This window comes from Klebsiella sp. CN_Kp106 (assembly GCF_040064575.1).
GTDB classification, from domain to species: domain Bacteria; phylum Pseudomonadota; class Gammaproteobacteria; order Enterobacterales; family Enterobacteriaceae; genus Klebsiella; species Klebsiella michiganensis.
On record NZ_JBEAIG010000002.1, the window covers coordinates 16423 to 30384 of the forward strand.

Consider the following 13962-nt stretch of genomic DNA (forward strand, 5'->3'; position numbering starts at 1 on the left):
CGGAAAATCCGGCCCTTAGGGATAAAAAATGAGTCAGATAATCAGGCGTAGCCGTAGCTCATCAGACGCTGATAGCGACGGTTCAGCAGCTCTTCTTCACTCAGAACATCGAGGTCAGCCAGATCGGCCAGCAGCTGCGCTTTCAGAGAGGCGGCCATGACTTCCGGATTACGATGCGCGCCGCCCAGCGGCTCAGGAATGATGGAGTCAATCAGCTTCAGCTCTTTCAGACGCGGGGCAACAATCCCCATCGCTTCGGCGGCCAGCGGCGCTTTATCGGCGCTTTTCCACAAAATGGAGGCACAGCCTTCCGGGGAGATAACGGAATAGGTGCTGTACTGCAGCATATTCACTTTATCGCCCACGCCGATTGCCAGCGCGCCGCCGGAACCACCTTCACCGATAACGGTGCAGATAACCGGGACGCTCAGACGCGACATTTCACGCAGGTTGCGGGCAATCGCTTCAGACTGGCCGCGCTCTTCCGCACCGACGCCCGGGTAGGCGCCCGGGGTGTCGATGAAGGTGATGATCGGCATTTTAAAGCGTTCGGCCATTTCCATCAGGCGCAGTGCCTTACGATAGCCTTCCGGCGCCGGCATACCGAAGTTGCGGCGAATTTTCTCTTTGGTTTCGCGCCCTTTCTGGTGGCCGATAATCATTACCGGACGCCCGTCCAGACGCGCAATCCCGCCGACGATAGCTTTATCGTCAGCATAGGCACGGTCACCGGCCAGTTCGTCGAATTCGTCGAAAGCCAGGCGGACATAATCCAGGGTGTACGGGCGACGTGGATGGCGCGCCAGTTGCGCAACCTGCCATGCACCAAGATCGGCGAAGATCTTGCGCGTCAGCTCTACGCTCTTTTCACGCAGGCGATGCACTTCTTCATCGATATTAATATCCAGTTTCTCATCCTGGCGGCTAACCGCAGTCAGAGAATCGATTTTCGCTTCCAGCTCTGCAATCGGCTGTTCAAAATCAAGGAAATTCAGACTCATAGTATTCCTGTATTAGTCAAACTCCAGTTCCACCTGCTCCGAGCCGATAAGGCCACGCAGATCGTTAAGTAAACGATCGCTCGGAGAGACGCGCCATGTTGCGCCAAAACGCAACCGCGCGCGTGCATCCGCCCTCTGATAATAGAGGTGTACTGGAATAGTTCCCGAACGGTGGGGTTCCAGAGACTGACGGAGTCGGTTTAAAAGCTGGTCATCAATTTGCCTGTCCGTCAGCGAGATAGCAAGCCCGCGAGCATATTTTTCCCGGGCTTCGTCAATGTCCATGACTTCACGAGCGGTCATTTTAAGCCCCCCGCTGAAGTCATCAAAGCTGACCTGTCCGCTGACGATAAGTATGCGGTCTTTTTCCAGCAGCTGCTGGTATTTATCCAGGGCGTCGGTGAACAACATCACCTCCAGACGCCCGGAACGGTCATCCAGCGTGCAGATGCCGATACGATTGCCGCGCTTGGTGACCATGACCCGCGCGGCAATAACGAGCCCGGCCGCCGTGGTCACTTTACCACGATCGGTCGGATGCATGTCTTTGAGTCGTACGCCGCCTACGTAGCGCTCGATCTCTTTCAAGTACTGGTTAATCGGATGCCCGGTCAGGTACAGCCCCAGGGTCTCCCTTTCGCCATCCAGCACGACCTGTTCCGGCCACGGCTGGCAGCTGGCGTAGGACTGTTCAATTTGCTCAGGCTCTTCCGCCAGTACGCCGAACATGTCCGCCTGACCGATAGCTTCGGCTTTGGCATGCTGATCGGCGGCTTTTAGCGCATCGCCCAGTGAATTCATTAACGCCGCGCGATGCGGCCCGAGGCGGTCGAAGGCCCCGGACATAATCAGTTTTTCCAGCACCCGGCGGTTGAGCTTTTTAATATCCGTACGCGCGCAGAGATCGAACAGCTCGCGGAAATAGCCGCCCTGATTACGGGCTTCAATGATCGCTTCTATCGGACCTTCGCCGACGCCTTTGATGGCGCCGATACCATAAACGATTTCGCCATCGTCGTTAACGTGAAAATGGTACAGGCCGGAGTTAATATCCGGCGGCAGGATTTTCAGCCCCATCCGCCAGCACTCATCCACCAGGCCGACGACCTTCTCGGTGTTATCCATATCCGCGGTCATTACCGCCGCCATAAATTCAGCCGGATAGTGCGCCTTCAGCCACAGCGTCTGATAGGACACTAAAGCATAAGCGGCAGAGTGCGATTTGTTAAATCCATAACCGGCGAACTTCTCTACCAGGTCAAAGATTTTAATCGCCAGTTCGCCGTCAACGCCGCGCTTTCTCGCCCCTTCTTCAAAGGTGCCGCGCTGCTTGGCCATCTCTTCCGGCTTTTTCTTACCCATCGCACGACGCAGCATATCCGCGCCGCCGAGGGTATAGCCGGAAAGCTCCTGGGCAATCTGCATGACCTGTTCCTGGTACAGGATAATGCCATAGGTTGGCTCCAGTACCGGTTTCAGGCATTCGTGCTGCCACTGTACGTCCGGATACGATATCTCTTCGCGACCGTGCTTACGGTCGATAAAGTTATCCACCATTCCCGACTGCAGCGGCCCCGGTCGGAACAGGGCCACCAGAGCGATCATATCTTCAAAGCAGTCAGGCTGCAGACGCTTGATCAGATCCTTCATACCGCGCGATTCAAGCTGGAAGACGGCGGTGGTTTCCGAACGCTGCAGCATGTCGAAGCTTTTTTTATCATCCAGCGGGATAGCGGCAATATCCAGCGGCCCCTCGCCGTTCTTCTCGCGTCGGGCGTTGATCATCTCCAGCGCCCAGTTAATGATGGTGAGCGTACGCAGACCGAGGAAGTCGAACTTCACCAGCCCGGCATATTCAACGTCGTTCTTATCAAACTGGGTAACCGGATGCTGGCCCGCTTCATCGCAGTACAGCGGGGCAAAATCGGTTATTTTGGTGGGCGCAATCACCACCCCGCCCGCATGTTTACCGGCATTACGGGTGACCCCTTCGAGCTTACGCGCCATGTCGATCAGCGCTTTAACCTCTTCGTCCGCCTCGTAAATCTCCGGCAGCTGCGGCTCGGCTTCAAACGCTTTCGCCAGCGTCATACCCGGATCCGGCGGTACCAGCTTAGAAATGCGGTCCACAAAGCCGTACGGGTGGCCCAGCACGCGGCCAACGTCGCGGATAACCGCTTTCGCCGCCATGGTGCCGAAGGTAATAATCTGCGAGACCGCATCGCGACCGTACATGTCCGCGACGTGTTCAATCACCTGGTCGCGCTTCTCCATACAGAAGTCAACGTCGAAGTCGGGCATGGAGACACGTTCCGGGTTAAGGAAACGTTCGAACAGCAGGTCGAACTCCAGCGGATCGAGGTCGGTAATTTTCAGCGCATAGGCCACCAGCGATCCGGCGCCGGAACCACGTCCCGGCCCTACCGGCACGCCGTTATCCTTCGACCACTGGATAAACTCCATAACGATCAGGAAGTAGCCCGGGAACCCCATCTGGTTAATCACCTGCAGCTCAATATCCAGGCGTTCATCATATTCGGGACGGCGTTTAGCCCGCTCATCCGGATCGGGGAACAGGAATTCCAGACGCTCTTCCAGACCCTCTTTGGATTTCTTAACCAGATAATCTTCGGTGGTCATATCCCCCGTCGGGAACTGCGGCAGGAAGTACTCGCCAAGGCGCACGGTCACGTTACAGCGTTTGGCGATCTCCACGGTGTTTTGCAGCGCTTCGGGAATATCGGAAAAGAGCTCGCACATCTCCTCTTCGCTGCGCATATACTGCTGCGGCGAGTAGTTGCGCGGACGCTTGGGATCGTCGAGGGTAAAGCCGTCGTGGATAGCCACGCGGATTTCATGGGCGTCGAAGTCGCCCGGCTCAAGGAAGCGAACATCGTTGGTCGCCACCACCGGTAGGCCGCGGGTTTCCGCCAGTTCTACCGCCGCATGCAGGTAGGGCTCTTCATCCTGACGGCCGGTGCGAATGAGCTCAAGGAAGTAGCAATCAGGGAAATGTTGTTCATAAAAATCAACGCACTGATCCACCAGCGCCATGTTTCCGCGCAGCAGGCTACGACCCACGTCGCCCATACGCCCGCCGGAGAGCAAAATCAGCCCTTCTTTTAATTCGATCAGCCAGTCGCGATCGATAATCGGGCCTGCCGCGCCATAGCCGCGCTGATAGGCTTTGGAGATCAGCAGCGTCAGGTTTTGATAGCCAGCGTTGTTCGCCGCCAGTACCGTCAGCTGGCTCAGTTCATCGCCAAGCAGATCGCTCTGAACGTGGAAATCGGCCCCGACGATGGGTTTAATTCCGGCACCGTGCCCTGCTCCGTAGAACTTCACCAGCCCGCAAAGGTTGGTAAAATCAGTGATCGCCAGCGCAGGCATGCCGAGCGCGGCCGCCTTTTTTACCAACGGTCCGGTTTTCGCCAGACCATCGATCATGGAATAGTCGCTGTGCACCCGCAGGTGTACGAAACGTGGTTCAGCCATCTTCAGATTCCGCGTTACTTAATTGCTTGCGTGTCGGTTCAGGACGCCAGGCCCAGCGCGCGTTTCACCGGGCCAAAGCTGCGCCGGTATTGCTCGATTACGCCATGTTCCAGCAGCTTTTGCAGATGAAAAGCGGTGGGATAACCTTTATGTTGCGCAAAGCCGTACTGCGGGAACTCCCGGTCCAGTACGGCCATTTCAGCATCGCGCGTCACTTTAGCCAGAATAGACGCGGCGCTGATTTCCGCCACTCGGCTGTCGCCTTTGACGACCGCCAGTGACGGCATCGGCAGCGGCGGACAGCGGTTACCATCAATAAGAACAAACTCAGGGGAAACGCGCAAACCGGCAACGGCGCGCTGCATGGCCAGCATGGTCGCGTGCAAAATATTCAGCTCATCGATTTCATGCGGCTCAGCGCGACCGAGGCTCCAGCACAGCGCTTTTTCTTTGATCTCGTCAAATAACGCAAGGCGGCGTTTTTCGCTTAGCTTTTTTGAGTCGTTAAGACCGACGATCGGCTTTGCCGGATCGAGAATAACCGCGGCGGTCACCACTGCGCCAACCAGCGGGCCGCGTCCGACTTCATCGACTCCCGCAACCAGATGGGTATGCGGATATACGAATTCCATCATTTTGCTAACTCCAGTACGGCATCCGCCGCCTGCTCATCAGCGTTGCAGCGGATCTGCTGATGCAGCGCGCGGAAGGTTTCATGCATATCGTGGCTGGTTTTTCCGTCGGCCAGCAGCGGCTTCAGCGCCTCGGCCAGCGCCTGCGGCTGGCATTCATCCTGCAGCAGTTCTTTAACCAGTTCGCGCCCGGCCAGTAAATTCGGCAACGACACATAGTCGGTCTTCACCAGCCGTTTCGCCAGCCAGAAGGTAAACGGCTTCATCCGATAGCCGACAACCATCGGACACTTAGCCAGCATACACTCCAGCGCAGCCGTGCCGGAGGCCAGCAGCGCGGCATCGCTGGCGATCATCGCGTCGCGCGCCCGGCCGTCGAGCAGGTGGACGGCAAGATCCGGCGCCGTTTCCGCTTTGATGCGCTCGAACTGTTCCCGCCGCTTCGCGTTGACCAGCGGGACAACCACTTCCAGGTCGGGATAATGGTCTCGCAGGAGCTGCGCCGTTTTCAGAAAATCAGCGCTGAGCATCTCAACTTCCGCCCCGCGGCTTCCCGGCAGCAGCGCCAGGCAATGCACGTTACGATCGATCCCCAGACGGTCGCGCGCCGCGCCTTTGTCCGGGTCCAGCGGCATCGCATCCGCCATCGTGTGGCCGATAAACCGACAGGGAACGTTGAATTTGTCATAAAACGCTTTTTCGAAAGGCAGAAATGCCAGTACCAGATCGGTGGATCTGCCAATTTTGAAAACGCGTTTTTGCCGCCATGCCCACACCGAGGGGCTGACGTAATGGATGGTTTTGATACCCTGCTTCTTCAGATTACCTTCGAGGGTGATATTGAAGTCAGGCGCATCAATGCCGACGAATACGTCTGGCTTAAGCTCGGTCAATCGACGGGTGAGATCGGCGCGAATATGCAGCAGACGGCGCAGGCGACCCAGCACTTCCACAATGCCCATCACCGCCAGCTCTTCCATCTCATACCAGGCTTCGCAGCCTTCCGCCTGCATCAACGGCCCGGCAACGCCGACAAAGCGGGCATCAGGTATGCGGGCTTTGAGCGCGCGGATAAGACCGGCACCAAGAATATCGCCGGAGGTTTCTCCGGCGACCAGGGCAATCGTCAGGGGACGCAATTCAGCCATTAACGAATCAGGCCGCGCGTGGAGCGGGCAAAAAAGTCGGTAAAGGTCTGCACTTCGGGATACTGCGCCGCCAGCTCGGCAATTTCAGCTTTCGCTTCGTCCAGCGTTTTACCGCTGCGGTACAGCAGCTTATACGCGTTACGAATCGCAGTGATCGCCTCACGGCTGAAGCCGCGGCGTTTCAGCCCTTCGATGTTGACGCCAAACGGCGTCGCGTGGTTGCCCTGCGCAATCACGAACGGCGGAACGTCCTGCGCTACGCCGGAGCAGCCGCCCACCATCACGTGTGCGCCAATAATGCAGAACTGATGCACGGCGGTCATGCCGCCGATGATAACAAAATCATCCAGCGAAACGTGGCCCGCAAGGGTCGCGTTATTGGCCAGAATACAGCGGTCGCCCAGCGTACAATCGTGCGCCACGTGGGCGTTGATCATCAGCAGGTTATCGCTGCCCACCTTCGTTAATCCACCGCCCTGTACTGTGCCACGATGAATGGTGACGCTTTCGCGGATGCGGTTGCGATCGCCAATTTCCACGCGGGTCGGTTCGCCAGCATATTTCAGGTCCTGGTTAACTTCGCCGATGGAAGCGAACTGATAGATCTCGTTATCGCGGCCAATTTTGGTATGGCCGTTGATGACAACGTGAGATTTCAGTACGGTACCTTCGCCGATTTCGACGTTAGCACCAACAATACAAAACGGGCCAACGTGGACGTTAGCGCCAATAACGGCGCCTTCTTCTACAATGGCGGAAGGATGAATAAAGGCGGTTTTATCAATCACGTATCAGGCCTCCCGGCTACGGGCACACATCATCGTTGCTTCGCAAACCACTTTTCCGTCAACGGTTGCAACGCCTTTAAAGCGAGTCAGACCGCGGCGGGTTTTTTCAAAAGTGACTTCCATAATCATCTGATCGCCAGGCACGACCGGACGTTTGAAACGCGCTTCGTCAATCCCGGCAAAATAATACAGCTCGCCCGGTTCCAGTTTTCCAACGCTTTTGAATGCCAGAATGCCGGTGGCCTGGGCCATAGCTTCGAGAATCAATACGCCCGGTAAAATCGGCTTACCAGGGAAATGCCCCTGGAAAAACGGCTCATTTACAGAAACATTTTTAACTGCGCGTAGAAAACGACCTTCTTCAAAATCCAGCACGCGATCGACCAGCAGGAACGGGTATCGGTGAGGCAGAAGTTCCAGAATCTCTTCAATGTGCAGAGTATGAGTGTCAGTAGTCAAAATACTCTTCCTGTCTAAATATCCTAAAAGGCAATAATAACACGGCCTGCGGCAATCTCATGAATGCAACAGGCCGAAAATTTAATGTGGCTGGACGCAGCACTAATCTTGTTGATTAACCTTGCGCTCAATGGCTTTGAGGCGCTTGCTCATATCATCAATATTCAGTACCAGCGCAGCGGTCTTACGCCAGACCTTATTCGGCTGCAGCGGGATACCTGAAGAGTAAACCCCTGGCTCGGTGATAGGACGCATAACCATTCCCATCCCCGTAACGGTGACTTTATCGCAGATTTCCATATGGCCGTTGATCACGCTGGCTCCGCCAATCATGCAGTAGCGGCCGATCTTCAGGCTGCCCGCCATGATGACGCCGCCAGCAACCGCGGTGTTGTCGCCAATCACCACGTTGTGCGCAATTTGACACTGGTTATCAATAATCACGCCGTTACCGATGACGGTGTCGTCCAGCGCACCACGGTCGATGGTCGTACAGGCGCCAATCTCCACGCGATCGCCAATAATTACGCGACCCAGCTGTGGGATCTTAACCCAGTTGCCGCGATCGTTCGCGTAGCCGAAGCCATCTGCGCCAATCACCGTGCTGGACTGGATCAGGCAATTCTCGCCGATCTCAATGTCGTGGTAAACGGTGACGTTGGCCCATAAACGCGAGCCGGCACCTATTTTCGTATTTTTCCCAACGAAGCAGCCCGCGCCGATAACCACGTTATCACCGAGGATGACGCCCGATTCAATCACGGCGTTTGGGCCAATCGCCACGTGGGTACCCAGCTTCGCCGTCGCATCGATGACCGCGCTGGGCGCGATATCCTGCGCCGGCTGCGGCGTGGTATCAAGAATTTGAGCCATGCGCGCGTAGGTCAGGTAGGGATTACGCACTACCAGCGCGGCGCTATGAGCAAAAGGTAAATCATCCTGCGTCATCACGACGGCAGATGCCTGGCAAGCGGCCAGGTGTTCACGGTACTTAGGATTTACCATGAAAGTAATATCGCCCGCTTGTGCGGACTGCATGGACGCAACGCCGGTGATGACGATATCGCCATCACCGTGTAATTCTGCATCCAACTGCTGGGCTAAATCAGCCAGTCGAATTGAAGGCATTACTTATTTAACCTGTTTCAGCACATCAGCGGTGATGTCTTTTACATCGCTGCTGTTGTATGCAACGGCATTAGAGTCAACAACCAGATCGATGCTCTGATCTTTAGCCACGCTCTGCACGGCGCTCTGAATACGAGTCACCAGCTTGCCGCGCTCTTCGTTAGAACGACGTGCACGATCCTGTTCGAAAGACTGCGCTTTCTGGGAGAAAGTCTGGCGCTGAGCCATCACGTCTTTTTCCAGTTTGGTACGGTCAGAGCCCGCTTTCATGGACTGCAGACGCTGCATTTTAGACTGCAGGTCGCCTTCCATACGCTGCAGCTCGCTCGCGCGGCCTTTAAACTCGTTTTCCAGCGTGTTAGAAACGCCTGTTTTCTGGGCAACCTGTTGGAAGAGGCTGTTCATGTTAACCATTGCAATTTTATCTGCCGCCTGAGCGGAAGTTACCATTGCTAAACCCAGACCTGCAGCTAATAACCACTTTTTCACAATTAACTCCTTACCATCCCATGAGTACCCAGGGGTACCGTTATTTGCGTGGCCAGGCGATAACCTCGGTTATCGCCAATAGTCAGCGCTATACTGCAACTGCACTTACATTCCATTGTAGCCAATACCATTACCAGGTTTTACCGATGTTAAACTGGAACTGTTCGGCTTTGTCTCCATCGTACTTTTTAAACGGCTGAGCGTAGGAGAATACCAACGGACCTAACGGCGACATCCACTGTACTGCGATACCCGCAGACATACGGATATTGCTTGGATCGCTGTAGTCCGGGTAACCACCATATGCGGCTGAATCCCAGTGAGTATCCCACACGGTACCCATATCCCAGAAGACGGAAGTACGGACCGAGTTCGCATATTTATCGCTAATAAACGGCGTCGGGGTGATCAGCTCAAGGCTGGCAACCGCCATGGCGTTACCGCCCACCGCATCATCAGACTTACACGGTGCGGACTCGCTGCTCTTACATTCGTTATCGTAGCTGCTGTCGTCGTCATGACGGCTGCTGGCCGGGAAATAAACCGCTTTCGGACCGATAGTATTGGACTGGAAGCCACGCACGGTGCTTGAACCACCGGCATAGAAGTTCTCATAGAACGGCATCTCTTTACCGCCCAGACCATCGCCATAACCAAAGCGGGTACGACCCAACATCACCCATTTATGATCGTCATCGATCGGTACATAGGTCGCGGTATCGAGCGTCGCTTTGTAGTATTCGTTATCCGATCCCGGAATCGTCACTTTACCGTTCAGGTTGACGCGTGAGCCTTCGGTCGGGAAGAAGCCACGGTCGAGCTTGTTATACGTCCAGCCGTAGTTGAAGGTGAAGTCGTCAGCGCTGAACGAGTTTCTGTCGTTGGTGTTGTCCGGATACTGCCCCATCGAATTCAGATAACGCCACATGGATACCTGAGGCTGCATGTTGGACAGCTTGTTATGCACATAGCCCAGGCCCGCGCGCAGCGTATTGTATTCGTTAACCGGGAAGCCCAGCGTGATGTCTGTACCATAGCTTTTGTTGGTATAGTCAGACAGGTCCGCATCGTTAGCGTCGAAGTCGTTATAGAAAACACGACCGCCGAGGCTGACGCCATCCACGGTAAAGTACGGGTTCGTCACCGACAGTTCAGTATAGGTCTGATAGTCGTTTTTGGTGCCGTTAATCCCAACGGAATAGCCGGTACCGAGCCAGTTATCCTGCTGAACGCCGGCCTGGAAGCTGACGCCGCTTTCCGTACCGTAACCAACGCCGAAGTTAAAGCTACCGGTGTTACGCTCTTTAACCTTATAGACCACGTCAACCTGATCCGGGCTGCCCGGAACGCGCTGCGTATCGGTATCAACCGTTTCAAAGTAGCCTAAACGGTTCAGACGATCTTTACCCTGATCGACCAGGTCGCTGCCTAGCCAGGCGCCTTCCATCTGACGCATTTCGCGACGCAGAACGGCATCTTTCGAGGTATCGTTGCCTTCGAAGCGAATTTTACGCACGTAGTAGCGGTTACCCGCATCGACGTTCACGTGCAGCTTCACGGTCTTATCGCTATCGCTGATTTCCGGCTGGGACTGAACGCGCGGATAGGCATAGCCGTAGCGACCGAGGAGTTTCTTAATGTCATTCTCCATTTTGGTCACTTTGGTGCCGTTATACAGCTCGCCCGGCTCCACTTTGGTCAGCGCTTCGATTTCTGCCGAATGCCCCGCCAGATCACCCGTCACCTGCACACCAGAAAGCTTGTACTGATCGCCTTCGGTAATGTTGATGGTGATGTAGATACCTTTTTTGTCCGGCGTCAGGCTAACCTGCGTGGAGTCAATGTTGAAACGAGCATAGCCGCGATCCAGATAGTAGCTGCGCAGCGTTTCAAGATCTCCCGCCAGCTTCTGTTTCTGATATTTACGATCGCCCACCACGTTCCACCACGGCACTTCATCGCGCAGCTGGAAGGTAGAAATGAGTTCATCGGTGCTGAATGCGTGGTTGCCAACGATATTAATCTGCTGGATTTTCGCCGAGACGCCTTCCTGGAATACCAGCTTCAGGTCGACACGGTTACGCGGCAGCGGCGTCACGACAGCTTTAACGCTGGCGCTGTACTTACCGACGCTGTAGTAGAAATCCTCCAGCCCCTTTTCGATATCAGCCAGCGTGGTGCGATCGAGGGATTCCCCTACGCGCACGCCGGATGCCTCAAGGTTTTGCTTGAGCATGTCATCTTTCACCGACTTGTTACCGGAGAAAGTGATGCTGGCAATCGTTGGACGCTCTTTCACCTGCACCAGCAGGGTATCACCATCGCGCAGTACGCGGACGTCCTCAAAGTTGCCGGTGGCGAACAGAGCACGGATGGTGTTACTGATATCATCATCGGTTACGGTATCGCCAGGACGCACTGGCATACTGAGGAGGGCCGCACCAACAGCGACTCGCTGAAGGCCTTCGAAATGAATGTCCTTCACCACGAACCCGTCAGCACCGTATACGGTTGCGCTGCTAAACAGCAGCGACGCTATGAGCAACTTTTTCATCGCCATCGTTATTATGCGTTCTTCCTAACAAACTCTCTTACAACCGAGAGAAATCATTGAAAAGTGCAAGCCCCATTAACAGCACCAGCAATATTGAGCCAATGCGATAACTAAAGTCTTGAACTCGCTCGGATACCGGCCCGCCTTTCAGCTTTTCAATCGCCAAAAACAGCAGATGTCCCCCGTCGAGAACGGGAAGCGGGAACAGGTTGATTATGCCGAGGTTCACGCTGATCAGCGCAAGGAACATCAGATAGTAAATCAACCCAAATTCCGCTGACATCCCAGCCCCCTGGGCGATAGAAATCGGCCCGCTGAGGTTGTTCAGTTTGACATCACCGGTTATCAATTTGCCCAGCATTCGGACCGTTAACGACATCAGCTGCCAGGTTTTATCCGTGGCTTCAGCGATGGCGGCAAACGGCCCGTACTGACGCACTGTCTTATATTCATCAGGCAGCGGGATGACCTTAGGTACGACCCCTGCAAACCCCTCCGCTTTGCCTTTGGTAGACTTCGTATCCGGCGTCAAGGTCACCGACAGGGGGCTACCCTGCCGCTCGATGTCCAGAACTAATGCCCTACCCGGATTATCACGCACCAGATTAACAAACGTCATCCACTGCGTTAACGGTTGACCATCGACTTTAACGATCCTGTCGCCCGCTTGCAAACCCGCCTTCTGCGCCGCCGAGTCAGATTGTACTTCAGCCAGGACGGTATCAATCTGCGCGCTGCGAGGCTGAATGCCCAACGAGGCAACCGGATCTTGTTTATCCGGCTCAAACGCCCAGTGCTGCAGATCGAGGATTTTATCCTGACGTTGATTGGTCCCGAAAGGGGCGACCGTAACTATTGTTTGCCGATCGCCTATCTTCGCCACCAGCGCCATACGTACTGCATCCCAATCAGGCGTTTCGATGCCATCTATCGCTTTAAGTTCCGTTCCTTTTGCAATTTGTGCTTGCGCGGCGATCGAGTTGGGCGTTATGTCGCCAACGACCGGACGCACGCCTGGCACGCCGATAATAAACACCAGCCAGTAGGCAAAAATGGCAAAAAGGAAGTTCGCGATTGGCCCCGCGGCAATAACGGCGGCGCGCTGGCCAACGGTTTTGTTGTTAAACGCGGAGTGACGCATCTCTGGGGCCACGGGCTCAACGCGTTCGTCAAGCATTTTGACATAACCGCCCAGCGGAATAAGGGCGATAATAAATTCCGTTCCTTGCTTGTCAAAACGGCGCCACAGCGCTTTGCCAAAGCCGATTGAGAAACGCTCAACGCGGATACCGCAGCGGCGAGCAACCCAGAAATGGCCAAACTCATGGACGGTGATCAACACGCCCAGCGCAATAATAAAAGCAGCCAAATTCCAGAGAACGCTCAGCATAAAACCTTCCGTCAAATCGTCCTGAAAACCAACAAGAGTAGGCAAGCAAACACGGGCACCGCGGCCGTCAGGCTATCGATACGATCGAGGATACCGCCGTGTCCGGGAATCAGATTTCCGCTATCTTTAATGCCAGCTTCGCGTTTAAACATGCTTTCGGTCAGGTCGCCGAGTACCGAAGCCAGGGCCGCGACAATAGAACACACCAGCAGCACCATCGGCGTGACATTCAGATGGGCCCACCAGCCGTAAGCCCAGGAGATAACCGCTGCCGTTAACAGACCGCCGAAAAAACCCTGCCAGGTTTTACCCGGAGAAACCTTCGGCGCCAGCTTATGCTTACCGAACATTTTTCCGAACATGTAAGCGCCGGAATCCGCGCCCCAGACCAGAATCATTACGTACAGCAACCACAGCGCACCGCTATAATGGTCATCGGTATAATGCCAGGCCCGAAGCGCCAGCATGCCCCAAAAAAACGGCACGATGGTCAGGACGCCAAAAATCAGACGGAGCGTTTTTGAATTGCGCCAGAAAGCCGCTGAAGCAGGGTAAGTGAGCACTAAAAGCAGCGCGACGACCCACCAGCCTAATGATGCCCATAGCGCGCCTTCAACCAGCGGTTGATGAACGTCATAATGGTATTCCGGCATCAGGAATAGCATCAGCGCCAGCAGCAGACCGCAAAGCACTGACAGCCAGACTCTCTGGGTAGTTGAAGTGAAACCGCTAAATTGCCCCCACTCCCACGCGGCGAGCATACAGACGACTAGCGTAACGATGGCAAAACCCGCGGGCGGCAGTAAAAAAAGCGCCGCAATAACAACGGGTATTAAGACGAAAGCAGAAATCAGGCGATACTTCAGCAAAAGTGACCC

11 protein-coding genes are annotated in these 13962 nt (G+C 55.2%); all 11 read right to left on the reverse strand.

Translation table 11 applies throughout. The features are described 5' to 3' along the window. Positions 1 to 41: 41 nt before the first annotated feature. The 11 genes from accA to cdsA all read right to left on the reverse strand — a co-directional run bounded on the left by accA (position 42) and on the right by cdsA (position 13953). Positions 42 to 1001 (reverse strand): acetyl-CoA carboxylase carboxyl transferase subunit alpha, encoded by a 960-nt coding sequence (gene accA, locus ABLU96_RS02025; RefSeq protein ID WP_004137983.1) that lies wholly within the window; start codon positions 999 to 1001, stop codon positions 42 to 44. Positions 1002 to 1013: 12 nt separating this feature from the next. Continuing rightward, on the reverse strand, positions 1014 to 4496 hold the full coding sequence (gene dnaE / locus ABLU96_RS02030) for a DNA polymerase III subunit alpha (RefSeq protein ID WP_014228006.1): 3483 nt from the start codon (positions 4494 to 4496) through the stop codon (positions 1014 to 1016). 38 nt (positions 4497 to 4534) lie between these two features. Beyond that, a complete protein-coding gene (rnhB, locus tag ABLU96_RS02035) occupies positions 4535 to 5131 on the reverse strand; it encodes a ribonuclease HII (protein WP_014228005.1) in 597 nt (198 codons plus the stop codon). Then, positions 5128 to 6276 (reverse strand): lipid-A-disaccharide synthase, encoded by a 1149-nt coding sequence (lpxB, locus tag ABLU96_RS02040; protein ID WP_025107387.1) that lies wholly within the window; start codon positions 6274 to 6276, stop codon positions 5128 to 5130. The genes rnhB and lpxB overlap by 4 nt, the downstream gene beginning before the upstream one ends. Continuing rightward, the gene (gene lpxA, locus ABLU96_RS02045) at positions 6276 to 7064 is read right to left on the reverse strand and encodes an acyl-ACP--UDP-N-acetylglucosamine O-acyltransferase (protein ID WP_004098763.1); all 789 of its coding nucleotides are present in this window, start codon (positions 7062 to 7064) and stop codon (positions 6276 to 6278) included. Before lpxA ends, lpxB begins: the two co-directional genes overlap by 1 nt. A gap of 3 nt (positions 7065 to 7067) precedes the next feature. Beyond that, positions 7068 to 7523, reverse strand: a complete 456-nt coding sequence (fabZ, locus tag ABLU96_RS02050) for a 3-hydroxyacyl-ACP dehydratase FabZ (protein WP_004098761.1) — start codon at positions 7521 to 7523, stop codon at positions 7068 to 7070. Between the two features lie 102 nt (positions 7524 to 7625). Continuing rightward, complete coding sequence (gene lpxD, locus ABLU96_RS02055; protein ID WP_014837448.1) at positions 7626 to 8651, reverse strand: UDP-3-O-(3-hydroxymyristoyl)glucosamine N-acyltransferase; 1026 nt, start codon at positions 8649 to 8651, stop codon at positions 7626 to 7628. Between the two features lie 3 nt (positions 8652 to 8654). Further along, positions 8655 to 9140 (reverse strand): molecular chaperone Skp, encoded by a 486-nt coding sequence (skp, locus tag ABLU96_RS02060; RefSeq protein WP_004098757.1) that lies wholly within the window; start codon positions 9138 to 9140, stop codon positions 8655 to 8657. A 130-nt stretch (positions 9141 to 9270) separates the two neighbouring features. Beyond that, positions 9271 to 11700 (reverse strand): outer membrane protein assembly factor BamA, encoded by a 2430-nt coding sequence (gene bamA / locus ABLU96_RS02065; RefSeq protein ID WP_014228002.1) that lies wholly within the window; start codon positions 11698 to 11700, stop codon positions 9271 to 9273. A gap of 31 nt (positions 11701 to 11731) precedes the next feature. Then, positions 11732 to 13084 carry a sigma E protease regulator RseP gene (rseP, locus tag ABLU96_RS02070; RefSeq protein ID WP_014228001.1) on the reverse strand — a complete coding sequence of 451 codons (1353 nt, stop codon included), beginning with the start codon at positions 13082 to 13084 and terminating at the stop codon, positions 11732 to 11734. An 11-nt stretch (positions 13085 to 13095) separates the two neighbouring features. Next, the gene (gene cdsA / locus ABLU96_RS02075) at positions 13096 to 13953 is read right to left on the reverse strand and encodes a phosphatidate cytidylyltransferase (protein WP_014228000.1); all 858 of its coding nucleotides are present in this window, start codon (positions 13951 to 13953) and stop codon (positions 13096 to 13098) included. Positions 13954 to 13962 lie beyond the last annotated feature (9 nt).